This is a genomic window from Streptomyces sp. NPDC001380 (genome assembly GCF_042895785.1).
Lineage (GTDB): Bacteria > Actinomycetota > Actinomycetes > Streptomycetales > Streptomycetaceae > Peterkaempfera.
The window spans coordinates 71473-95497 of record NZ_JBIAWP010000004.1; the positions used below are offsets into that span (position 1 = coordinate 71473).

Below are 24025 nucleotides of genomic sequence, written 5' to 3' on the forward strand. Positions count from 1 at the left end.
GGAGCGCGCCACTGTACGAACGACCTGGACGCCATGGACCGCGTCTGCTCGGCTCTGCCTGGGTCGACGGTGGACGGGGTGGGAGCTCCCCGCGCACGCCACTACGGGCCCGCGGTCGGCGACGGCGCCCCTCCATCCCGGTGCCGGCCGATCCCCCGCCGGAGGCATCGTCGGTGACCGTGGGCCATGAACGTCGGGTGCTCGTCTCATGACCTCCGGGCCTATCCACATGTGGGCGGGCGTCGGCGCAGCCGGGGCGGAGCGGGCCGAAGGCAGGAGCGGTGCCCCGAGCGGAGCCGGGAGCGGGTCTGTACGGTCTTCGGTGTAACTCCCGATCATGGAAGTAGCACCTGATGAGCGACATGACTGCCTCGCCTGAGGCGGTTGAAGAGGTCCGGCCGGCCGAGGTGGCGGCGGACCTGCTGGACGACCAGTTGATCGGGCAGCTGGTCGACCGGGCCCGGGCGAACGGCCTGCGGCTGACCGGCGAGGGCGGGCTGTCCCCGCAGGGGGCGACCCCCAGCAGCAGCTGACCAAGCGCGTGCTGGAGTCCGCCCTCGACGGCGAGATCACCGACCACCTCGGCTACGACAAGCACGACAAGGCCGGTGCCGGCTCGGGCAACTCCCGCAACGGCACCCGTGCCAAGACCGTGCTCACCGACGTCGGCCCCGTGGAGATCGACGTCCCCCGCGACCGGGCCGGCTCGTTCGAGCCGCAGATCGTCAAGAAGCGCCAGCGGCGCCTGACCGGCGTCGATGAGATGGTGCTCTCGCTGTCGGCCCGCGGCCTGACGCACGGCGACATCGCGGCTCACCTGGCCGAGGTCTACGGCGCCAGCGTGTCGAAGTCGACCATCTCCACCATCACCGACAAGGTCATGGACGGGATGGCCGAGTGGCAGAACCGGCCGCTGGACCCGGTCTACCCGGTGGTCTTCGTCGACTGCGTGCACGTGAAGGTCCGCGACGGGCAGGTCGCCAACCGGCCCATCTACGTCGCCTTGGCCGTCACGGTGGACGGCACCCGCGACATCCTCGGCCTGTGGGCCGGCGACGGCGGCGAGGGCGCCACGTACTGGCTGCAGGTCCTGACCGAGATCAAGAACCGCGGCGTCGAGGACGTGTGCATGGTCGTCTGCGACGGACTGAAGGGACTGCCCGACGCCATCGGCACCGTCTGGCCGCAGGCGGTCACCCAGACCTGCGTGGTCCACCTGATCCGGGCCTCGTTCCGCTACGCGGGCCGCCAGGACTGGGACAAGATCTCCAAGGCGCTCAAGCCCGTCTACACGGCCCCGACGGCGGCCGCGGCCGAGGAGCGGTTCCTGGAGTTCGCCGAGGAATGGGGCGCCAGGTATCCGGCGATCGTCCGGCTCTGGGAGAACGCCTGGGCCGAGTTCGTGCCGTTCCTGCAGTTCGACGCGGAGATCCGCCGCATCGTCTGCACCACGAACGCGATCGAGTCCGTCAACGCGCGGATCCGCAAGGCCGTCCGGGCCCGGTGGCACTTCCCCAACGAGCAGGCGGCGCTCACGTGCGTCCACCTGGCCGTGATGAGCCTGGACCCGACCGGCCAGGGACGCAAACGCTGGACGATGCGCTGGAAGCCCGCCCTGCAGGCCTTCGACATCGCCTTCGACGGCCGACTCTCCATCGGCCGCCGGTAACTCACCCCACCTGAGTTACACCGCTGGCTGTACAGACCCTCCCCGACAGGCAGAAGCGCCAGGCGGAGGCATGGCTCACTCAGGTCGAGGCCGACATGGCAAGGGGGCAGTACGCCGATCCCCGTGCCGGACGCATCACAGTGAAGCAGTACGCCGAGCGGTGGTTGGGCTCGCTCACCATGGACCCGGGTACCTATGTCAGCACCGAGCAGCGCATCCGCCTGCACGTGCTGCCGTACCTCGGCTCGCGCCCCCTGGGGTCACTCAAGCCGTTGCACGTCCGTGAGTGGCTTCGGCAGCTCCAGGACCAGCGGTTGGCGCCCGCCTATCAGCGCGTCATCTTCGTTAACCTGTGCACGATGCTTAACGCTGCCGTGGACGACCGCGTCATCCCGCACAACCCGTGCCGTTCGTCTTCGGTCCGTGCCCCTCGCCTGGATGCCCGGCGAGTGGTCCCATGGCGAGGCAAGCAAGTCCTGGCCGTGCGGGCTGCTCTGCCTGAGAGGTACCGGCCGATCGTGGACCTGGCCGGCGGTTGCGGCATGCGACAGGGGGAGGTCCTGGGCTTGGCTGTCGAGGACCTCGACTCGATCGAGGGCCTGGTACACGTGACGCGACAGGTCAAGCTCATCCGGAACCGTCCGGTGTTCGCCCCGCCGAAGAGTGGCAAAGCTCGTACGGTGCCGCTGCCCGAGTCCATCGCCCGGTCCCTGGAGCAGCACATCACCAGCCATCCGCCGCTCAGCGTCAGTCTGCCGTGGCGCACTGTGGACGGTCCGCCCGTCACGGCGGCGCTGCTCTTCACAGACCGTGGGCTGGCAGTGAACAGGAACGCCTTCAACCGGTCGGTGTGGCGTCCCGCACTGACCGCGGCCGACGTACCTCATGGACGTGAGAACGGCATGCACGCCCTTCGCCACTTCTATGCGTCGGTCCTGCTGGACGCGGGGGAGAGCATCAAGGCTCTCAGCGAGTACCTGGGGCACCATGATCCTGGCTTCACGCTCCGGACCTACACCCACCTCATGCCGAGCAGTGAGAAGCGAACCCGAGAGGCTGTCGACAGGGCCTTCGGGAATGGCCCCGTATCGGGTGACGGCCCCACGACGGCCCAGGGCGGGTGAGCGCACCACAAACACACAGCTCATGCGCCATGCTGGCTGGCTAGCCCGTCTACTGATCAGCCGGCTCGCCGAACCGCGCCGGCCGCCAGGTTGTCCTCCTGTCGACGCCCGTGTCGTCGGACGTTGTCATGGCCGGCCGGTCCTGACCGACCTTTCGCGGCCCGGAGACGGCCCCGGGACTTGCCTGCCCGGGGCCGTCCCGCCTCTGCGCCCCGACTGGCTCCGAGGGGCCTTGCGAGCGCCGCTCCCCGGGTTGCCCGAGGCCTCCCGCCCCCTCCTGCGCCGGGCTGTGCCCAGCGGTCAGGCGGTGCCGCCCGCGCACTCCTCCGCCCACGTGCGGAAGAGCGTCAGCGCCTCCGTGAGGTTCCGCGGCCCGCACGCCGCGTGGAAGGCGCCCCTGGCCGACCACGCCTCCACCCGGTCGCCGTCGCTGCGGTCGATCTCCCGACGGAGGTGCGCGCGCCCTTCGAGGGGCGTTCCCCGGAGGCCGACGGAGACCGTCCGGCCGGGGTTGTCCAGGGTGTCGATCCGGACACCCCATTCGTGCTCCCACTGTCCGTCGCAGTGCGAGAGGCACCAGCCCTGCAGCCGGTCGGGCACGTGCTCCGCTCCGCCGTCCGCTCCCGCCCGCCGGATGGCGCCCGGCCCGTCGGCGGTCCCGGGGCCTGGATAATCGCTCCGGTGAACTCCGCAGCACCCCTCGCCGCCCCGGGCGGCCGCCCGGAACCCGCCGACGACGGCCCGCGTCCCGACGGCCAGGTGCCGGCAGGTGCCCCGTCGGACACCACCGCCACTGCTGCCCCCGACCGCCCGGTCCCCGGTGCCGCGCCGCCGTCCCGCGGCCGGGCCGCGCGGGCGGCCGTCCGCCGTGCCGCGCCCGCCCTGCTGGCGTACGCCGCGGTGCGGCTGCTCGGCCTCGCCGTCCTCGCCGCGTGGGCCGGTGCGGAGGGCAGGAGCGCCCACAAGCTCCTCTCGGGCCGCTGGGACTCGATCTGGTACGCCCGCATCGCCGGGCACGGCTACGGCTTCACGCTCCACCTGCCCGGCGGCCGGATCCACTCCGACCTGGCCTTCTTCCCCCTGCTGCCCTGGCTGGAGCGCGCGCTCTCCGCCGTGACGCCGCTCGGCCCGCCCGACGCGGGGCTCGCCGTGAGCGCCCTCGCCGCGCTCGCCGCCGCCTGGGGGGTCTTCGCCGTCGGCGACCGCCTCCACGGCCGCCGCACGGGCGTCCTGCTCGCCGTGCTCTGGGGGGTGCTGCCGACCGCCGCCGTGCAGTCGATGGCGTACACCGAGTCGCTCTTCACCGCGCTGGCCGCCTGGTCCCTGTACGCCCTGCTCGCCCGCCGGTGGGCCGCTGCGGGGGTCCTGGCCGCCCTCGCCGGGCTGACCCGGCCGGTCGGCGTCGCGCTGGTCGCCGCGGTGTGGGCGACGGCCGCCCTCGACCTGTACCGCGCCCGGACCGGCCGCCCCGGCCCGGGCGCGGGCCCCGCCGCCGGGAGCCCCGCCGCCGGGAGCCCCGCCGCGCTCCGCACGGCGGCGGGCGTGGCGGCGGCCCCGCTCGGCTGGCTCGGGTACGTCGCCTGGGTCGGGTTCCGCACCGGCAGCCCCACCGGCTACCTCGACGTCCAGGGCGGCTGGGGCAACGGCTTCGACGGCGGCGCGGCCTTCGCCCGCTTCGTCCTCCGGCAGCTCACCGCGCCGCCGTACGCCGGCGGCCTCGGGCTGCTGGCCGGCGTCGCCCTGCTCGCCTGGCTGTACGCCCGCTGCGTGCGGCAGCGCCAGCCGCTGCCGCTGCTGGTGTACACGGGCGTCGTCCTCGCGCTGGCCCTCACCGGCGCGGGCTACTTCGGCTCCAGGCCCCGCCTGCTCATGCCCGCCTTCCCCCTGCTGCTCCCCGTGGCCCTCGCGCTGGCCCGGCTGCGCCCCCGCCGTGCGGCCGCCGTCCTGGGTGCGGCCGCGCTGGCCTCGGCCGCCTACGGCGCGTTCTGGCTGCTCGGCTCCGGCCCGCCCTGAGCCCGCCGCGGCCGCGGGGGGAGCCTTCTGCCCGGCCGGGGCCCGGCCGGCCGGTCGAGGCGGGGAGGCCCGGGCGGGAACCGATCCTGTCCTTTCCCGGTCCGTACGCGTGAGGCAGTCCGTCCGCCGCGGGGGGGGGCGCCGGCCCGGCCGGCCCCTCCGCGGCGAGGTCGTCCGGGGAGGCACGGGAATGCACGGCACGAGGGCGGAAGGCAGGCCGCCCGCTCCTGCCCAGGGGTGCGGCTGGTACCTGCTGGCTCCCGTCGTCGCCGCCTTCGGCGTGTACGGCGGCACGGTGTGGACCGTCCGGTCGTGGGCGGGCTGCCCGCTCGGGAACGACACCGGCGGCACCGTCGGCCTGCAGATGACGATGTCCGCCGTGTGGCTCTGCACGACCCTGGTGCTGCTGCCGTTCCAGCTCGCGCTGCGGCGGTGGCCCCCTCGGGGCGGGCGGGCGGTCCTGTGGCTCGCGCCGGTCGCGGCGGGCCTCGGTCTGGCCCTGCTGTACCGGTGGGGGATGGGCTGGCCGTACCAGCCGCCCGGAGGGCCGTGCACGGAGGGCTATCCCCTCTTCCCGTTCACGGGCACGACGGGCCCGCACTCCGCCGGGTAGGCATCGGCCTGCCGGCCGCGGCGGGCGGTGCCGGCCGGTGGGAACGGCCGCAGCCGCCCCCACGCGGCGTCGGGTGGCCGCCCCGCCCCGTGCCCGCACCGGCGACCCGGGCACGGGCCGGTCCCACGGCCGGCCGGACCGTTCCTAGAGGGCCTTCTTGCGCTGCAGGTAGGCGAAGCAGCCCCAGCCGGGCAGGACGGGCAGCCAGAAGGTCAGCAGCCGGAAGAGCAGCACCGCGGAGAACGCCGTGGGGGAGGCGACCCCCGCCGCGGTGAGGCCGCCGGTCAGCGCGGCCTCGATGGCGCCGATGCCGCCCGGGGTGGGGATGGCGGACCCGACGGCGTTGCCCGCCAGGAACACCACGGCCGTGGCGGCGAAGCTGAGCTCCCCGCCGAAGGCCCGCAGCGACAGGTTCAGGCAGGTGACGAAGGCGATGGTCAGCAGGATGGTCCCGCCGAAGCCGGTGACCAGCCGCGAGGGCCGCTGCACCAGGTCGAGCATGCGCGGGATCACACCGGTGAGGAGCGGCCGCAGCCGGGCCATCAGCCAGCGGCGCATCGGCGGGATCGCGGCGACCACCAGGATCAGCACCGCGACGGTCAGCAGGCCGGCGATCACGGTGCGGGAGGGCGTCAGGTCCTGGGTCTGCTCGTTGCCGGCGACGTACCCGAAGGCCAGCAGGAGCAGGATGTGGCAGCCGAGGCCGGCGAGCTGGGAGGCGCCCACGCTGGCCGCCGCCTGGACGGGGCGCACCCCTGCGCGCTGCAGGAAGCGCGCGTTGAGTGCGACGCCGCCGACCGCGGCCGGCGCCACCAGCTTGACGAACGAGCCCGCCACCTGGGCCAGCACGGCCTTCCCGAACGACAGCCGCTCGGGGACGAACCCGGTGAGGCTCATCGCCGCGGCGACGTAGCTGAGCGCGGAGGCGCCCACCGCGCCCAGCGCCCAGCCCCAGTCGGCCTCCCCGAGCAGCTCGGCCGGGCGGACGTGGCCCAGGCTGGAGAAGAGCAGGTAGACCGCCATGGCCCCGGCCACGATGCTGATCAGCGTCCTGGGCCGCAGCCGCTGCAGCCGCACCGGGGCGATCGGGGCCTCCGGCACCATCTCCAGCACCTGCTCGCGGATGCGGGCCAGCAGGTCGTAGCGGGTGCCGTCCGCCAGCTCCTCGTCGGCCTCCGCCTGCGTGATCTCCTCGGCGGCGACCCGGGCGTCGGCGGCGGCGCGGGCCGCCGCCCGGCGCGCCCGGTTGGACTGCCGCAGCTCCAGCCGGGTGGACCGGCTCAGCCCCACCGGCTGCAGCAGCGGCAGCGAGGCCGCCACCCGCCGCGGCCCGAGCACCCCGGCGGCCGCGGCGACCGCCCGTTCGGGCCCCGTGCGCAGGGCGAAGGTGGTGAGCAGCTGCGCGACGTCCATCCGCAGGGCCAGGTCGCCGGCGGCGATGTCGCCCCCGGAGAGGTTGACCAGGCGGCCCGACCCGTCGTCCGTCCGCAGCAGGGACTCGCCGGTGAGCCTCCGGTGCGCGATCCGGCGGTCGTGCAGCGCCTTGACGGACTCCCACAGGTCGGTCATCAGCCCGTCGGTGGCCTCCTCGTCGGGGAGCTGGTCGAGGGTGCGGCCCTCGGTGTGCTCGTAGACGAGGATGGCGGCGTCCGGGCCCAGCTCGGAGGTGGCGACCAGGTGGGGCGCCCGCGCCCCGGAGGCGGTGGCCGCGTAGGCGATCAGGGCCTCCTGCTCCAGGGCTCCGCGCAGCGACTGCGGGCTGCGCCGCACCGAGACCGACCGCAGCTGCAGCTGCCGCCACAGGCGGTAGAAGAACCCGGAGGCCTGCTGCTCGCGGTCGATGACGTGCACGTCGAGCGGGACGCCGTCGCCCTGGACCACGTAGTACCGGCGGGCGCCGCCCGGCGCGTCCGGGGCGCGGTGGGCGCTGACCGGGGCGAAGCCGACCTTGCGCAGGCCGGCGAGCAGGGTGTGCCCGGTGGGGCGGACGTTCGGGGAGCCGATCGCGTACAGGGTGCCGTAGGCGACGGTCCAGCCGAGGAGGACGGTGAGCACCAGGGACAGGGGGGTGGTGTAGCCGCTGAGGAGCTCGGTGCCGCCGCTGAGGACGACCACCGCCCACAGGGCGACGCGCCAGCGGGGCCGGCTCGCCATGCCCACCGCGGTCATGTACGCGATGACGGGGGCGAGGTAGCCGTGCACGGGGTCGGTGAGGCCGCCGCCGGGCTGTGCGATCCGGGTGAGGGCGCTGCGGATGTTGTCGGACGCGGCCTCGGCGACCCACAGGTCGATGCCCAGGGACAGGCCGTGGGCCAGCACCGCGGCGAGCACGCCGTCCGCGACCCGCAGGCCGTCGCGCTTGATCAGCCGCTCGACGGCGAAGGCGACCGGGACCACCAGCACCGCCACGCTGGAGACGAGCCCCACGACGGTGGTGAGGAAGCCCGGGACCTTGGTGGCGCCGACGGTGATGTCGTTCTCGATGCCGGTGGTGGTGTTCTGGGCGATGTTCGCGAGGACGAACACCGCGATCACGCCGAGCAGCCCGGCGAGGAAGCGGATCAGGTCCGAGGGGCGGTGCACCCGGGCGGCCAGCAGGGGCTCGTCCACGGAGACGTGGGAGCCGGCGGCCGGCACCTCCGGGTGCGGGTCGGCGGGCTCCGCGGCGGCGGGACGGTCCGTCCTGACCAGGGAGACCCGCTCCGGGGCCGCCTCCTCCCCGGGGCCCTCGACGGTGCTCCGTGCCGGGGGAGACCCCGCCGGGCCGGGGTGTGCAGGCACGGCGGTGTCGGGGCCGGCCGCCCCCCGGCCGGCCTCCTCGCCGGTCTTCCCCGTCATCTGCTCGTGTCCTCGTATCACCATTCACCGCCCCGAAGATGGTGGCATGCCCGGGCGGTGCGTGCAGGGCAGGGGGCGGCACGGGGCCTGTGACGTGCCTCGCGTCACAGGCCCCGGCGCGCCGGGTGCGGCAGAATCCCGGGGATGGAGCAGCGGGAGACGCGGCGGCAGGGGACAGGGCGGCGGGCGACGGGACCGACGGCGGCCGACGGTCCCGGGGACGGCGGCCCGGGAGCCGACGGGGCGCTCCCGCCGTTCGCCGAGCGGGTGCTCGACCTCGCCGAGCGCATCCCGCCCGGCACCGTGATGACGTACGGGGACGTCGCGGAGTTCCTGGAGCAGGGCGGCCCCCGCCAGGTCGGCCGCGTGATGGCGCTCTACGGCGGCGCGGTCCCGTGGTGGCGGGTGGTCCGGGCGGACGGGGCGTTCCTGCCCGGCCACGAGCGGCGCGCGCTCGCACGCTACCGGGAGGAGGGCACGCCGCTGCGCACCTCCCGGACCGGTGCCCCGCAGCGCGTGGACATGGCCCGCGCCCGGTGGGACGGGGCCTGAGCCGCCCTCCGCGCCGGAGCGTCCGCCGCCCGCGCACACCTGCCGCACTCGAACGGGTGGGTGTTTCCGGGAAGCCCGGACGCGGACGGGACCGTCGGGAGAACATCGTAAGCTCGACGGCTGCGGACCCCACGGGGGTCGGACGCGGCACGGGAGGCGCAGCCCTCCCCGTCCGCCGCACCCGGCCCGGCGGGGTCCGCACCACGCCCGCAGCCCCCAGGAACCGCCCGTGACCTCGCCCGCCTCCCCCTTCCGCCTGGTGCGCGGCCCCCTGCCGCCGTCGGCGCCGCCCGAGCTGGACGCGTACCAGCGGGCCGTCGCCGACCACGCGGGCGGGCCGCTGCTGGTCCTCGCCGGACCCGGCACGGGCAAGACCACCACGCTGGTGGAGGCGGTGGCGGCCCGGATCGCCCGGGGGGCCGACCCCGAGCGCCTGCTGGTGCTCACCTTCAGCCGCAGGGCCGCCGCGGAGCTCCGCGACCGGATGGCCGCCCGGCTCGGCTCCGGCGCGGGCGCCGGCACCGGGGCCGGGGCCGTGCCGCAGGCCACCACCTTCCACTCCTTCTGCTACGCGCTGGTCCGCGCCCACCAGGACCCCGACCTCTTCGCCGAGCCGGTCCGCCTGCTCTCCGGACCCGAGCAGGACGTCATGGTCCGCGAGCTGCTGGCCGGCGACGCGGAGGACGCCCGGCGCGGCGAGGGGCGCATCGCCTGGCCCGACGACCTGCGGGCCTGCCTGACCACCCGCGGCTTCGCCGACGAGGTGCGCGCGGTGCTGGCCCGCAGCCGCGAGCTGGCGCTGGACCCGGCCGAGCTGCGCCGCTTCGCCGCCCGCGACGGCCGCCCCGACTGGGCGGCGGCGGCCCACTTCTACGCCGAGTACCTGGACGTCCTCGACCTGCAGGGCGTGCTCGACTACGCGGAGCTGGTCCACCGCGCCGTGCTGCTGGCGGAGCGGCCGGAGGTCTCCGCGGCGCTGCGCGCCCGCTACGAGGCGGTCTTCGTCGACGAGTACCAGGACACCGACCCCTCGCAGGTGCGGCTGCTGCGGGCCCTCGCCGGCGACGGCCGGGACCTGGTCGCGGTGGGCGACCCCGACCAGTCGATCTACGCCTTCCGCGGCGCCGACGTCAACGGCATCCTCGACTTCCCCACGGCCTTCCCGCGGCGGGACGGCCGCCCGGCCGACGTCCGGGTGCTGCGGGTCTCCCGCCGCTCCGGGTCCGTCCTGCTGGCCGCCTCCCGCGAGGTGGCCCGGCGCATCCCGGTGGGGCGGCTGCCCGCCGCGGCGCTCGCCGCCCACCGCTCGCCCGAGCCGGTCCGCGACGGCGGGCGGGTCGAGGTGCTCACCTACCCGACGCCCGGCGCGGAGCTGGACGGCGTCGCCGACCTGCTGCGCCGCGCCCACCTGGAGGACGGCGTGCCGTGGGGATCCATGGCCGTGCTGGTCAGGGCGGGCGGGCGCACCATACCGGGCGTCCGCCGGGCGCTGACCGCGGCCGGGGTCCCGGTGGAGACCGACGGCGACGACATCCCGCTGCGGGCCGAGCCCGCCGTCGCGCCGCTGCTGCTCGCCCTGCGGACCGCCGCCGTCGGCGCCGCGCGCGACAACCGCCTCGCGTCGGCACCGGCCGAGGACGCCCCGGACGGGCCCGGCGACGGGCCGGCCGGCGCCGCGGCGGACCCCCTCGCCCGTCCCGACCCCCTCGCCGGCCCCGACCCCCTGACGGCCGAGGTCGCCCACACCCTGCTCACCGGCCCCCTCTGCGGGATGGACGGCTCCGACCTGCGCCGCCTGGGCCGGGCCCTGCGCGAGGAGGAGCGGGCCGCACTGCGGGAGCAGGGGTCCGCCGCCGCCGTCCGCCCGGCCGACGAGCTGGTCCGCGAGGCCCTGGCCGAGCCCGAGCGCCTGGTGGCCCTCGACCCGGCGTACGCCCGCCGCCCCCGCGAGCTGGGCGTGCTGCTGCGCAAGGTCCGGGAGCTGCTGGCCGGCGGCGCCACGGCGGAGGAGGCGCTCTGGGCGCTGTGGGACGGCAGCGTCCGCTGGCGGGACCGGCTGGAGCGGGCCGCGTTGCGCGGCGGTCCGGCGGGCCGCAACGCCGACCGCGACCTGGACGCCCTGTGCGCCCTGTTCGAGACCGCGGCCCGCGCCGAGGAGCGCGTCGGGCACCGGGGGGCGCTCAACTTCCTGGAGGAGCTCGACGCCCAGGACATCGCCGCCGACACCCTCGCGGTGCGGGCGGTCCGCCCCGACGCGGTGCGGCTGATGACCGCGCACCGCTCCAAGGGCCTGGAGTGGCCGCTCGTGGTCGTCGCGGGCGTCCAGGAGGGCCTCTGGCCGGACCTGCGCCGCCGCGGCTCGCTCCTGGAGGCCGACCGCATCGGCCGGGACGGCCTCTCCGCCCCCATGCCGCCCGGCGCCCTCCTCGCCGAGGAGCGGCGGCTCTTCTACGTCGCCGTCACCCGGGCCCGGGAGCGGCTGGTGGTGACCGCGGTCAAGGCGCAGTCCGAGGACGGCGACGAGCCGTCCCGCTTCCTGCGCGAGCTCTACCGCGAGGAGACGGACCGGCACGGCCGTGTGCTGCGGCGCGTCCCCTCCGTCCGGGTCGAGGACGTCGCCCACCGCCCCCGGCGCCCGCTCTCGACGGCCGCGCTCGTCGCCGAGCTGCGCGCCGTCAGCGTGGACGCCGCCGCCTCCCCGGGGCTGCGCCTGGCTGCGGCCGAGCGGCTGGCCCGGCTCGCCGCGGCGACGGGGGAGGACGGCGTGCCGCTGGTGCCCGCCGCCCACCCCGACCGCTGGTGGGGCCTGGAGGAGCCGACCGCCGCCGAGGCGCCGCTCCGCGACCCGGCGCACCCGGTGCAGCTCTCCGGCAGCTCGGTGGAGCAGCTGGACGCCTGCTCGCTGCAGTGGTTCCTGGACCGGGAGGTGCGCGCCCGCACCGCCTCCTCGGGCGCCCAGGGTTTCGGCAACGTGCTGCACGTCCTCGCCGACGAGGTGGGCTCGGGCCGCACCCCGGCCGACCTCGACGTCCTGATGGAGCGCCTGGACCGGGTGTGGGACGCCCTCGCCTTCGACGCCCCCTGGAAGTCGGAGCAGGAGCGCCGGGAGGCACGGGCGGCCCTGGAGCGGTTCCTGCACTGGCACACCCTGGAGCGGGGCCGGGTGCCGGTGGCCACCGAGCACGGCTTCGAGGTCACGCTGGAGGCCGGCGGCCGGGCGGTGGAGATCCGCGGCAGCATGGACCGCGTCGAGCGGGACGCCGCGGGCCTCGCCTACGTCGTGGACTTCAAGACCGGGAAGTCGGTGCCCACCGCCGCCGAGGTGGCCGGCCACCCCCAGCTCGCCGTCTACCAGCTGGCCGTGCGCGAGGGCGCCCTCGACGGACTGCCCGGCCTCGACGGCGCCGGCCTGCGGCCCGGCGGCGCCGAGCTCGTCCAGCTGCGCACCCCGGTCAAGGACACCGACCTGCCGAAGGTGCAGGCCCAGGAGGCGCTGCCCGCCGAGCCGTGGGTCGAGGGGCTGCTCGCCGAGGCGGCCGGCCGGGTGCTGGACGAGCGGTTCACCCCGTCCCCCGGCGCGGGCTGCGACCGCTGCTCCTTCGCGCGCAGCTGCTCGGCCCGGCCCGAGGGACGCCACGTGGTGGAGTGACGGACGTGCGTCGAATATGCGGGATATCTGTGAGGGATCCGTGGGGCCGCCGTGCGGTGACGGAAGCGTGACAGGAAATCAACCCGGCTGGTCCGTGACGGCTGATAGCGTCTCGCGGCACTCACCCTCCCTTGCCCCCGGCACCCGCCGCAGAATTGAGATCCGTATGCGCATCACCCGTCCCGCCGCCGTCGTCCTGGCCTGCTCCGCGGCCATAGCCGGGCTCTCCGCCTGCGGCAGCGACGGGGGATCCTCCTCCTCGGCCGCGGCCGCCCCCTCCGGCGGCGCCGGCGCCGCAGCGAGCCCCTCCCCGTCCCCCACGACCTCCGGCATCGAGGCGCTCCCGGCGGCCCGGATCGCCGACAAGGCCAAGCAGGCGCTCATGTCGGCGCCCTCGCTCACCATGACTCTGGACATCAAGGTCGACGGCAAGACGACGGGCGGCAAGGTCTCGCTGGACCGGCAGGGCCACTGCGCGGGGAACATGACCGTCCCGGGGATGGGGTCCTTCGAGGTCCTCAAGTCCGGCGCCAGCATGTGGATCAAGCCCGACGCCGCCTTCCTGAAGGTCTTCGGCGGCGGCGGCGAGGCCGCGAAGCTGATGGCCGGCAAGTACCTCAAGGCCGACGGGCAGATGAAGGACATGGGGTCCTTCTGCGACCTGAAGCAGTTCGCCGACGAGATCGCCAAGGAGAAGGACACCGGGACGAAGTACACCAAGGAGGGCACCGTCACCGAGGGCGGGGTCACCATGGTCGTCGTCGGCGCGGTCGACCCGAAGGACGGCAAGAGCCTGCTCTACGTCCCGGTCACGGGCACCCCGTACCCGGTCAAGATCTCGCACCCGTCGGGCAAGGAGACCGGCAGCATCACCTTCGGCGGCTTCGGCGAGCCGGTTGTTGTGCAGACCCCGCCGGCCGACCAGGTCATCGACCCCTCCAAGCTGGGACGCTGACCCGTCGCGGAGCCGCGCCGCCGGCCGCTCGTCCGGCCGCTCGTCCGGGCGACCGTCCCGCCGCCCGGCCGGGCGGCGGGCGGCGCTGTCGGCGGCGCCGGTTACCGTAGTGCGGGTGTCCGCCGCCATCACCAGCCCCGAGCAGCTCAAGGAGCTCCTCGGCATCCCCTTCACCGACCAGCAGGTGGCGGCGATCACCGCCCCCACCGCCCCGGCCGTGGTCGTGGCCGGGGCGGGGTCGGGCAAGACGACGGTGATGGCGGCCCGGGTGGTCTGGCTGGTGGGCCGGGGCCTGGTGCGGCCCGAGCAGGTGCTGGGCCTCACCTTCACCAACAAGGCCGCGGGCGAGCTGTCCGAGCGCGTGCGGACGGCCCTGGCCCGCGCCGGGGTCTCCACCGCCGAGCCCGCCGACGAGGGGGACGCCCCCGGCGACCCCGAGATCTCCACCTACCACGCCTTCGCGGGCCGTCTCCTCAAGGAGCACGGCCTGCGGATCGGCATCGAGCCCGACGTGCGGCTCCTCGCCGACGCCACCCGCTTCCAGCTCGCCGCCCGGGTGCTGGGATCGGCCCGCGGCCCCTACCGGGCGCTCACCGGCACCGTCTCCTCCCTCGTCGCCGAGCTCCTCGCGCTCGACGGCGAGCTGGCCGAGCACCTCGTCACGCCCGAACGGCTCCGTGACCACGACCGGGAGCTGCTCGACGCCCTGGCCGCGGCGAGGCTCACCAACGAGGAGCTGCGCAGGGTCCCGGAGGCGGCCCGCGGCCGGCTGGAGCTGCTGGGGCTGGTGGAGGAGTACCGGCGCCGCAAGCAGGCCGCCGGGCTGATGGACTTCGGCGACCAGATCGCCGCCGCGGCGACCCTCGCCCAGACCCGCCCCGAGGTCGGGCGGCTGCTGCGCGACCAGTACCGGGTGGTGCTGCTGGACGAGTACCAGGACACCTCCGTCGCCCAGCGGCTGCTCCTGGCCGGCCTCTTCGGCCGCGGCCCGGAACACCCGGGCGGGCACCCGGTCACCGCCGTCGGCGACCCCTGCCAGGCCATCTACGGCTGGCGCGGCGCCTCGGTGGCGAACCTGGACGAGTTCCCCGAGCACTTCCCGCACGCCGACGGGCGGCCCGCCGCCCGGTACTCGCTCAGCGAGAACCGCCGCAGCGGCGGCCGCCTGCTGGACTTCGCCAACCGCCTCGCCGAGCCGCTGCGCGCCATGCACGAGGGCGTGGAGGCGCTCCGCCCGGCGCCCGGCGCCGAGCACGACGGCTTCGTGCGGTGCGCGCTGCTGCCCACCCACGCCGAGGAGGTGGAGTGGCTCGCCGACTCCATCGCCCACCTGGTCCGCACCGGCACCGCGCCCGGCCGGATCGCGGTGCTCTGCCGCGGCGGCGCCGCCTTCCCCGACGTCCACGCGGCGCTGACGGCCCGTGACGTGCCCGTCGAGGTCGTGGGCCTCTCCGGGCTGCTGCACCTGCCCGAGGTCGCCGACCTGGTGGCGACCTGCGAGGTGCTGCAGGACCCCACGGCCAACGCCGCCCTGGTGCGGCTGCTGGTCGGCCCGCGCTGGCGGATCGGCCCGCGCGACCTGGCGCTCCTCGGCCGCCGCGCCCGCGACCTGGTCCGGGTGGACCGCGGCGGCGACCCCGCCGACCGGTTGGCGGACGCGGTCGCCGAGGCCGACCCCACCGAGGTGGTCTCGCTCGCCGACGCCCTGGAGACCTTCCTGCACCCGGGCGGCGTCGACGGGGAGGACGAGCTGCCGTTCTCGCCGGAGGCGCGGGTGCGCTTCGCGCGCCTCGCCCGGGAGATCCGCGACCTGCGCCGCTCCCTCGCCGAGCCGCTGATGGACGTGCTGCACCGGGTGCTCGCCGCGACCGGCCTCGACGTGGAGCTGGCCGCCTCCCCGCACGCCCTGGCGGCCCGCCGCCGGGAGACCCTGCACGCCTTCCTCGACGTCGCGGCCTCCTTCGCCGACCTCGACGGGGACCCCTCCCTCGGCGCGTTCCTCGCCTTCCTGCGGGCGGCGCAGGAGTACGACCGGGGCCTGGACGGCACCCTGCCCGGCGGCGACGACACGGTGAAGGTGCTCACCGCCCACAAGGCCAAGGGCCTGGAGTGGGACGTCGTGGCCGTCCCGGGCCTGGTGCAGGGCGCGTTCCCCAGCACGAAGGCGCGCGAGCGCTGGACCGCCCGCCGCCACGTGCTCCCGCACGCCCTGCGCGGCGACGCGGACACCCTGCCGCCCGCGCCGGAGTGGACCGCCCGCGGCATGAAGGGGTTCGCCGCCCTGATGAAGGAGCAGGCCGCGACGGAGGAGCTGCGCCTGGGCTACGTCGCGTTCACCCGCCCCCGCGGCCTGCTCCTCGCCTCCGGCCACTGGTGGGGGGCGTCCCGCCGCCGGCCCGCCGGCCCCTCGGACTTCCTGCTGCAGCTGCGCGACCACTGCGAGCGGCCCGGCGGCCTCGGCGAGGTCGAGGCCTGGGCCGAGCCGCCCGGCGAGGACGAGGAGAACCCCGCGCTGGGGGCCGCGGAGCAGACCCCCTGGCCGCTGCCGCTCGACCCGGCGGCGATGCACGCGCGCCGGCTGGCCGCCCGCACGGTGCTGGCGCGGCTGGACGGGCACCCGCCCGCGGTGCCGCCCGCCCCGCCCACCCCGGAGGAGCGGCGCCTGGTGGAGTCCTGGGACCGCGACCTGGCGGCCCTCCTCGGCGAGCTGGAGCGGTCGCGGCGCGCGGTGCGGGACGTCCCCGTGCCGCCGTCGCTCTCCGCCTCCCAGCTGATGCGGCTGGCCGCCGACCCGGACGGCTTCGCCCGCGACCTGGCCCGTCCGATGCCGCGGCCGCCGCAGCCCGCGGCCCGCCGTGGCACCCGCTTCCACGCCTGGGTGGAGTCGCGCTTCGAGCCGCTGATGCTGGTGGGGCCGGACGAGCTGCCCGGCGAGGACGACGACGGCATCGAGGACGAGCGCGACCTGGCCCGCCTCAAGGAGGCCTTCCTGCGCACCCCGTACGCCCACCGTACCCCGCACCGGGTGGAGGCGCCGTTCCAGCTGGTGCTGGCGGGGCGGGTGGTGCGCGGCCGGATCGACGCGGTGTACCGGTGCGAGGGCGGCGACGGAACGTCACCGGGCGCCCCCCGCTTCGAGGTGGTGGACTGGAAGACCGGCCGGCGGGAGGACGCCGACCCGCTCCAGCTGGCGGTGTACCGGCTCGCCTGGGCCGAGCAGCAGGGCCTGCCGCCGGAGCAGGTCACGGCCGCGTTCCTGCACGTGCGCAGCGGCCGGGTCGAATACCTGTCAGATCTCCCCGATCGAACAGCATTGGAACGCATCCTGACCGGGAACAGTGAGGAATGGGTCACGGAGAGCACCCAAGTCGTCACGGGTACGTGAAAAACCTGTGCGGCTTGCACTTTTCGCGCCTATTGTGGGGTCGGTAACCGGTCACCCCGTTCCCCGGCCGCCTGCCAGGCCCTGCGCTTAACCCTCAGTCACCGCCACAAGGGCGCTTCCCGCTGGAGAATCCGACGTTGAGCGTGACCGGGCGGCTCCGCCGCCTCAAGCAGCTGCTCGCCGGGGGCTGGTCCCGCACAGCCCTGGCGCTGCCCTTCCTCGCCCTGGTGATGATCGTCGCCCTCGACCTGACCAGCAAGTCCGAGGTCACCGTCGAGCCCGCCCTCACCTCCGCGCCGGCGCTGGCCGCCGTGGTCTGCCGCCGCACCTGGTACCCCCTGCTCGTCGGCGGCGTCACCGTGGTGTGCGCCTTCGGCATGGCCGCCTACAACGGCGTGCTCACCGAGTCCGTCCACACCGCCAGCGTCCTCGCGGTCGTCCTGGTCACCGTGATCGGCTGGATCAGCGCCGTGCTGCGCATGCGCCAGGAGCGGGCCCTCGCCGACGCCCGGCTGGTCGCCGAGATCGCCCAGCGGGTGCTGCTGCGCTCCATCCCCGACCGGGTCGGCAGCGTGCGGGCCGCCGTCCACTACGCGGCCGCGGCCGCCCACGCCCGCATCGGCGGCGACCTCTACGAGGTGGTCAACACCCGGCACGGCGTGCGGGCCGTCGTCGGCGACGTGCGCGGCAAGGGGCTGGGCGCGGTGGAGACCGCCGCCGCCGTGCTCGGGGCCTTCCGCGAGGCCGCCCACCAGGAGCAGGCCCTGGACCGGGTGGCCGGGTGGCTGGCCGACAGCCTCGACCGCTCGCTGCGGGAGAACGGCCACGACCGGCTGGGGGAGGAGTTCGTGACGCTCGTGATGATCGGGGTCCGCCCCGACGGGATCGCCGAGATCGTCAACTGCGGCCACCCCGCGCCGGTGCTGCTCCGCGGCGGCGAGCCGGTCCGGCTGCTGGAGCCGCTCTCCCCGGTGCCGCCGCTCGGCGTGCTGCCGCCGGAGTCGGTGCGGCCGCCGGTGCGGTGCACCGCGTTCCTGCCGGGCGACCGGGTGCTGCTCTACACCGACGGCGTGATCGAGGCGCGCGACGGCCGGGGCCGCTTCTACCCGCTGCTCGACCGCCTGCCCGGCTGCGCCCGGACCGGCGGGCCCGGCGAGGTCCTGGACCGGGTGCACGAGGACGTGGTCCGCCACGTCGGCCGCCAGCTCGGCGACGACGCGGCGATGCTGCTGCTGCAGTACGAGCCGGTGGTCGTCCCGGAGCAGCTCCCCCGGCCCAACGGGCACGTGCCGCAGCGCGGCTGACCCGGCGGCCCGGCCCCGGGCGGTCGGCTCCCGGGCGGTCGGCTCCCGGGCGGTCGGGGCGGCCGCGGCCGGTGCCGGCCGGACGGCCCCCTTCGGCCGGTCCCGGTCGGCCCCGGCCGGCCCGGGAGGAGGGCCCGGCCCGCGCCCCGGCTCAGAGGTCGACCTCGACCACCAGCGGCCGGTGGTCGGAGATCGGGGTGCGGGGGCTCTCCGCCGCGCCCACGGAGGCCGGGAGGACCCCCACCGCCAGCACGTGGTCGAACTGCACGGCCGGCCGGTGCGAGGGGTAGGTCGGCGTCCGGGCCAGGTCGCGCCACCCCTGCAGCCGCTCCCGGGCCCGGCTGCGCGCCGCCCGGCGGCGGCGGAACCGTTCGCGGGACACCCGCCGCAGTCCGGCCCGGCGGGCCTCCCGCGGGCCGCCCGGACCCCCCTGCACCGGCACGCCGCCCTGCGCGGGCATGCCGCGCAGGGCGGCCGGGACGCCCTCCCGGGCCGCTCCCGGTCCGCCGCCCGCGGGGCGCGCCCCGGCCGCGTCCGGCGTCCCGTGCGGGCCCCGCGGTTCCCCCGCGGCCCCTCCGCGCGGCGCGCGCTGCCCGTACAGGACCCGCAGGCGGCGCAGGCCCCGCTGCCCCTCCGGGCCCCCCGCCCCGCGCAGCCGGGCCGTCCGCGGGGAGGCGGCTCCCGGCGCGGGCACCGGCGCGGGCAGGGGCACGGCCGCCGGCACGGGTACGGGTGGGGGCACAGGTGAGGTCGTCGGCCCGGGGGCCCCGGCGGGCCGCCGTGCCGCCGGTGCCTGCGCCCCGGCCGGCGCCGGCCGCCGCCCGCGCAGGCGCGGCGCGGCCACGGCCACGCCGTCCACCACGGCCGCCCCGCCCAGGACCGTCCGCGGCACCGCCCCGACCAGGTTGAAGTCCCCCAGCAGCAGGTAGGGCGCCGGCAGGTCGGAGATCCAGCGGCGGATGCCGGCGAGCTGGGCGACGTTCCAGCCGGGGACGAACGACAGGTGCGCGGCCACGACGGTGAACGGCCCCCGCCGCCCCTCCAGGACGGCCGCCAGCGCCGCCCGCGGTTCGTCGGGCACCCGGGTCAGCCCGCGGCGCCCGGCCACCCGCAGCGGCAGCCCGAACGGTGCGGGCGGGAAGCGCCGGGCCCGCCAGTGGTGCACGGGGAGCCGGGTCAGCAGCGCCGTCCCGTACGACGGGAGGTCGCCGCCGCTGCCGGCCTGCCCGGGCCCGTACACCCGGAAGCCCGTCGCCGAGGGGTCCCGCACCCAGCCGGAGACCGGTGCCGGCCGGCCGTGCAGGGCGGCCGCGAACCGCCAGTCTGCGGCTCCCATCGCCTCCGCCGCGACGGCCGCCTGGTCGACGAGTCCGGACCGGGGCTGGTGGCGGTCGACCTCCTGCAGGGCGAGGACGTCGGCGTCCAGCGAGGCCACCGCCTCGGCCAGCCCCGCGGCGGCCGCCGCCGGGTCGGCCGGGTCCGGGGGGAAGGGCAGCGGGGCCCCGTCCCGGGCCAGGGGCTGCCCGTGCAGCAGGTTGAAGGTCGCGATGCGCAGCCGGTCCACCCCGCGACGGTACCGCGCCGCCGGCGTGCCCCGGCCGGGTCCCGCGCGGACCGCGGTTGAACGCGCCCTGCATACCGGGTATACATACTCGGTATGTCGATCCGTCACGGGCTGCTCGCCCTCCTGGACCAGGGGCCGCGCTACGGCTACCAGCTGCGCAGCGAGTTCGAGGCCTGCACCGGGGCGACCTGGCCGCTGAACGTCGGCCAGGTCTACACCACCCTCGGCCGGCTGGAGCGCGACGGACTCGTCGAGCCCTCCGGGGAGGACGACGAGGGCCACGTCTTCTACGCCGTCACCGAGAAGGGACGCGCCGAACTGCGCTCCTGGTTCGGCTCCCCCGTGAGCCGGGACGACCCGCCCCGCGACGAACTGGCCATCAAGCTCGCCATGGCCGTCACCGTCCCCGGCGTGGACGTCCGCGAGGTGGTGCAGGCCCAGCGCCGGCACAGCATCCGCGCCCTGCAGGACTGCACCCGGCTCAAGGCCCGGGCCATGGCCGAGGGCGCGGCCGACTCCGACGGGGGCCTCGCCTGGCTGCTGGTCCTCGACCAGATGATCTTCCGCACGGAGGCGGAGGTGCGCTGGCTCGACCACTGCGAGAGCCGGCTCGCCCGCCACCGGCCCCCCGCCGCTGCCGCGCCCGCCGCGACCGGCCCGCGGGCGGAGCCCGGGCCGGAGCCCGAACCGGAGCCCCACGGCTCCTTCCGACGGCGGGGGACCAGGCCCCGGCGGGCCTGACGCCGTCGCACCCGATTCCGCGAACGACCCCCAGGGGGGAACATGACAGGCAACACCGGGTCCGGCGCCGCAGCGCCGGTCCTCAGGCTGGAGGACGTCTCACGCGTCCACGGACGCGGCGCCGCCGAGGTCCACGCCCTGCGCGGCGTGGACCTGGAGGTGCACCCGGGCGAACTGGTCGCCGTGATGGGCCCGTCCGGATCCGGCAAGTCCACCCTGCTCACCCTCGCCGGCGGCCTGGACACGCCCACCTCGGGCCGGGTCCTCGTCGAGGGGCGGCCCCTCGGCGACCTCTCCCGCAAGCGTCTGGCGGCGGTGCGCCGCCGCGCCGTCGGCTACGTCTTCCAGGACTACAACCTGATACCGGCGCTCACGGCGGCGGAGAACATCTCCCTGCCCCGTGAGCTCGACGGCGCCTCCGCCCGCGCCGCGCGCCGCGAGGCGCTGGCCGCCCTCGAGGAGCTCGGCCTGGCCGACCTGGCCGACCGCTTCCCCGACGAGATGTCCGGCGGCCAGCAGCAGCGGGTCGCCATCGCCCGCGCCCTCATCGGCGACCGCCGCCTCGTCCTCGCCGACGAGCCCACCGGCGCCCTCGACTCCACCACCGGCGAGGCGGTGCTCGCCGTGCTGCGGGCCCGCTGCGACGCCGGCGCCGCCGCGATGATGGTGACCCACGAGGCCCGCCACGCCGCCTGGGCGGACCGGGTCGTCTTCCTGCGCGACGGCAGCGTGGTGGACGAGGCCGGCGCGGCCCCCGCCGAGTCCCTGCTCGCGGGTACGGCCCGCGACGGCAGCGGCCCGGTGGGCCGGTGAGGCCCGCCGCCTGGCGGGTCGCCCTGCGCATCGCCCGCCGCGACGCCCTCCGCGCCAAGGGCCGCAGCGCCCTGGTCGCCGCCATGATCGCCCTGCCCGTGCTGGGCGTCGCCGGCGCCGACATCGTCTACCAGAGCGGCCGCCTCGACCCGGAGGAGCGGATCACCCGTCAGATGGGCTCCGCCGACGCCGAGATCATCCTCTGGCAGCAGGGCCAGGCGATGGTGCAGCTGCCCGACCCGCAGGACGGCACCTTCCCCCTGGGCGTCGACGGGAAGGAGCACCGGCGCACCCCGGAGGAGCGGACGTCCGCCGCCACCGACCCCGCCGTGCTGGTCCGGCGGCTGGTCCCGGCCGGCAGCACCGTCGTCCCGCAGCTCGGCGGCCCCCAGGCCGTCGCCTCCACCGCCCACGGCCTGGCCCGCGTCGGCACCGCCGAGATGGACCTGGCGGACCCGGTCTGGCACGGCGTCGTGAACGTGGTCGGCGGCCGCGTCCCCGCCGCCCCCGGGGAGGTCGCCGCCACCCGCAGGTTCCTGGACGACTCCGGCCTGCACCTGGGCGACACCACCACCGTCCGCGGCCTCCCCCGCCCCCTGACGATCACCGCCGCCGTGGAGTACCCCGGCGCGCTCGGGAACTCCGAGCTGATCGGCAGGCCCGGCACCCTGGCCGCCCCGCTCGCCCGCGCCGACGGCGGCCCGAAGGGGAGCGCCCCGTCCGACGGCGTCAGCTGGCTGGTCAAGGTCCCCGGCGGCGCCGGATTCCCCTGGGCGAAGGTCGTGGAGGCCAACCGGTACGGCTTCCAGGTCACCTCCCGGCAGGTCGTCCTGGACCCGCCGCCGCGCTCCGCGGTGCCCTACCACCGCCTGGTGCGGCAGCGGGGCGACGCAGGGACGACCGACCCCGTCATGCTGGCCTCCGCCGTCACCGTCGCCGGCATGGCCCTGCTGGAGGTCGTCCTGCTCGCCGGGCCCGCCTTCGCCGTCGGCGCCCGCCGCTCCCGCCGCCAGCTCGGCCTGCTGGCCGCGGGCGGCGGCGACCGCTCCCATGTCCGGGGCGTCGTCCTCGGCGGCGGCGTGGTGCTGGGCGCCGCGGGCGCGGTCGCGGGCACGGCCCTGGCCGTCGCGGCCGTGGCTGCCGCCCGCCCCTGGCTGGAGGAGACCGCGGGGCGGCGCTTCGGCCACGTCGACCTGCACCCGCTCGACCTCCTCGCCGTCGCCGCCCTCGGCCTGGCCACCGGCGTGCTCGCGGCGGTCGTCCCCGCCGTCCAGGCGTCCCGGCAGGACGTCGTCGCGGCGCTCACCGGACGCGGCACCGTCAAGCCCCCGTCCCGGCGGCTCGCGGCGGCGGGCCTCCTCGCCGTGGCCGGCGGCGCCGCCCTCGCCGTCCTCGGCGCCGCCGCGGGACGGGGCGCCCCCGCCGTGGTCGGCGGCTCCGCCCTGGCCGAGCTGGGCATGGTGGCCTGCACCCCCTTCCTCGTCGGCCTCTTCGGCAGGCTGGGCCGCCACCTGCCGCTCGCGCCCCGCCTCGCCCTGCGCGACGCGGTGCGCCACCGCGGACGCACCGCCCCCGCCGTCGCCGCGGTGATGGCCGCCGTGGCCGGCTCCGTCGCGGTCGGCGTCTACACCACCAGCCAGGACGCGGACGCCCGTCGCCACTACGCGGCCTCCGCCCCCGCCGGGTCGGTCACCCTCACCGGCATCCCCGCCCGTGCCGACCACGGGGCGGCCCTGCACCGGGCCCGCGCCGCCGTGGAGCGGGCCGTCGCCGGGCTCGGACCGCGCGCCGACGTCTACAGCGCCTACCCGGCGGAGTGCCCGCCGGGCGGCGGCTGCGTCGCCCCCTCCCTCGTCCTGCCGCCCGAGCGCGAGTGCCCGCTGCAGAGGCCGGGCCGGTTCTCGGAGGCCGAGTCCGCCCGCCTCCGGCGCGACGACCCGCGCTGCCGGCTTGACCGCTTCTCCTGGGGCAGCCGCTTCGACGGCGCCCCCGCCGGAGACGCGGCGGTGCTCCGCACCCTCTTCGGCGTCCACGACCCCGCCGCGGAGCGGGCACTCGCCGCCGGCAGCGTCGTCGTCTTCGACGCCCGCTACGTCAAGGACGGGTACGTCACCCTCCACATCACCACCTTCTCCGGCCCGGCCAAGGCCGCCGGGCCGGAGGAGCCGCCCCAGGAGCGCGAGGTGCGGCTCCCCGCGATCGTGCGGACCCCGTCCGTGTACACGGCCGAGGCCCTGCTCCCGCCCGCCGCCGCGCGCCGGGCCGGTCTGCGCCTCGCCGAGGCGGGCTCGGTGTGGCAGCCGGCCGCCGCCCCCCCGGAGGCGGACGCGCAGCGGGCCTACGCCGCGGTGGCGCCGATCACGCCCGACGCCTCGGTCGACGTCGAGCGGGGGTACCGCTCCAGCGGCACCCTCACCACCCTCGGCCTGACGCTCTTCGCGGGGCTGGTCGCCCTGGGCGCCGCCGGCATCGCCACCGGCCTCGCCGCGGCCGACTCCCAGCAGGACCTGGCGACCCTGGCGGCCGTCGGCGCCGCCCCCCGCATCCGCCGGACCCTCTCCGGCCTCCAGTGCGGGGTGGTCGCCGCGATGGGCGCGCTGCTGGGAACGGTCTGCGGCGTGGTGCCCGCCGTGGCGCTGCGCAAGGTCGAGCAGGCGGCGATGGGCTCCCTGGGCACGGTCTCGATCGTCTTCCCCTGGTGGCAGCTGGCCGCCACGGTGGCCGTCCTGCCCGCGGTCGCGGCCCTGCTCGCCGCGCTGCTCTCCCGCTCCCGGATCGCCCTGGTCAGGCGCGCCGGCTGAGCAC

Annotated in this window: 14 protein-coding genes and 1 pseudogene; 12 read left to right on the forward strand and 3 right to left on the reverse strand. The window is 76.8% G+C overall.

Translation table 11 applies throughout. The features are described from left to right. The first annotated feature begins 362 nt into the window (after nucleotides 1-362). A pseudogene (locus tag ACFY07_RS06910) lies at nucleotides 363-1669 on the forward strand (IS256 family transposase). A 140-nt stretch (nucleotides 1670-1809) separates the two neighbouring features. Then, the gene (locus ACFY07_RS06915; RefSeq protein ID WP_390867726.1) at nucleotides 1810-2793 is read left to right on the forward strand and encodes a tyrosine-type recombinase/integrase; all 984 of its coding nucleotides are present in this window, start codon (nucleotides 1810-1812) and stop codon (nucleotides 2791-2793) included. A gap of 300 nt (nucleotides 2794-3093) precedes the next feature. Here ACFY07_RS06915 and ACFY07_RS06920 read toward each other — a convergent pair whose 3' ends face one another. Continuing rightward, nucleotides 3094-3393: an immunity 53 family protein gene (locus tag ACFY07_RS06920; RefSeq protein ID WP_390867727.1), complete on the reverse strand. Its 300-nt coding sequence runs from the start codon at nucleotides 3391-3393 to the stop codon at nucleotides 3094-3096. Between the two features lie 159 nt (nucleotides 3394-3552). On the opposite strand from ACFY07_RS06920, the gene ACFY07_RS06925 reads away from it, so the two are divergent. Then, nucleotides 3553-4806, forward strand: a complete 1254-nt coding sequence (locus ACFY07_RS06925; protein WP_390867908.1) for a hypothetical protein — start codon at nucleotides 3553-3555, stop codon at nucleotides 4804-4806. 190 nt (nucleotides 4807-4996) lie between these two features. Then, the gene (locus ACFY07_RS06930; RefSeq protein WP_390867728.1) at nucleotides 4997-5419 is read left to right on the forward strand and encodes a hypothetical protein; all 423 of its coding nucleotides are present in this window, start codon (nucleotides 4997-4999) and stop codon (nucleotides 5417-5419) included. Nucleotides 5420-5563: 144 nt separating this feature from the next. On the opposite strand, the gene ACFY07_RS06935 is transcribed toward ACFY07_RS06930, so the two are convergent. Next, nucleotides 5564-8257, reverse strand: coding sequence for a flippase-like domain-containing protein (locus ACFY07_RS06935; protein ID WP_390867729.1), 2694 nt, complete (start codon nucleotides 8255-8257; stop codon nucleotides 5564-5566). Nucleotides 8258-8401: 144 nt separating this feature from the next. Between ACFY07_RS06935 and ACFY07_RS06940 the strand changes: the two genes are divergently transcribed. From ACFY07_RS06940 to ACFY07_RS06960, 5 genes are all read left to right on the forward strand, one after another. Next, on the forward strand, nucleotides 8402-8809 hold the full coding sequence (locus tag ACFY07_RS06940; RefSeq protein ID WP_390867730.1) for an MGMT family protein: 408 nt from the start codon (nucleotides 8402-8404) through the stop codon (nucleotides 8807-8809). 229 nt (nucleotides 8810-9038) lie between these two features. Next, a complete protein-coding gene (locus ACFY07_RS06945) occupies nucleotides 9039-12458 on the forward strand; it encodes an ATP-dependent helicase (RefSeq protein WP_390867731.1) in 3420 nt (1139 codons plus the stop codon). A 166-nt stretch (nucleotides 12459-12624) separates the two neighbouring features. Beyond that, nucleotides 12625-13413, forward strand: coding sequence for a hypothetical protein (locus ACFY07_RS06950; RefSeq protein ID WP_390867732.1), 789 nt, complete (start codon nucleotides 12625-12627; stop codon nucleotides 13411-13413). 115 nt (nucleotides 13414-13528) lie between these two features. Then, complete coding sequence (locus tag ACFY07_RS06955) at nucleotides 13529-16798, forward strand: UvrD-helicase domain-containing protein (RefSeq protein WP_390867733.1); 3270 nt, start codon at nucleotides 13529-13531, stop codon at nucleotides 16796-16798. Between the two features lie 143 nt (nucleotides 16799-16941). Further along, nucleotides 16942-18102 (forward strand): PP2C family protein-serine/threonine phosphatase, encoded by a 1161-nt coding sequence (locus ACFY07_RS06960; protein ID WP_390867909.1) that lies wholly within the window; start codon nucleotides 16942-16944, stop codon nucleotides 18100-18102. A gap of 151 nt (nucleotides 18103-18253) precedes the next feature. Here the strand turns inward: ACFY07_RS06960 and ACFY07_RS06965 are convergent, their stop codons facing one another. Further along, nucleotides 18254-19666, reverse strand: coding sequence for an endonuclease/exonuclease/phosphatase family protein (locus tag ACFY07_RS06965; protein WP_390867734.1), 1413 nt, complete (start codon nucleotides 19664-19666; stop codon nucleotides 18254-18256). Nucleotides 19667-19759: 93 nt separating this feature from the next. Between ACFY07_RS06965 and ACFY07_RS06970 the strand changes: the two genes are divergently transcribed. Genes ACFY07_RS06970 through ACFY07_RS06980 form a run of 3 tightly spaced genes read left to right on the forward strand, consistent with a single transcriptional unit; the run spans nucleotide 19760 to nucleotide 24021 of the window. Continuing rightward, complete coding sequence (locus ACFY07_RS06970) at nucleotides 19760-20407, forward strand: PadR family transcriptional regulator (protein WP_390867735.1); 648 nt, start codon at nucleotides 19760-19762, stop codon at nucleotides 20405-20407. A 42-nt stretch (nucleotides 20408-20449) separates the two neighbouring features. Continuing rightward, entirely contained in the window at nucleotides 20450-21220 is a 771-nt protein-coding gene (locus tag ACFY07_RS06975) for an ABC transporter ATP-binding protein (protein WP_390867736.1), read from the forward strand. After that, the gene (locus ACFY07_RS06980) at nucleotides 21217-24021 is read left to right on the forward strand and encodes an FtsX-like permease family protein (RefSeq protein ID WP_390867737.1); all 2805 of its coding nucleotides are present in this window, start codon (nucleotides 21217-21219) and stop codon (nucleotides 24019-24021) included. The genes ACFY07_RS06975 and ACFY07_RS06980 overlap by 4 nt, the downstream gene beginning before the upstream one ends. The last annotated feature ends 4 nt before the right edge of the window (nucleotides 24022-24025 follow it).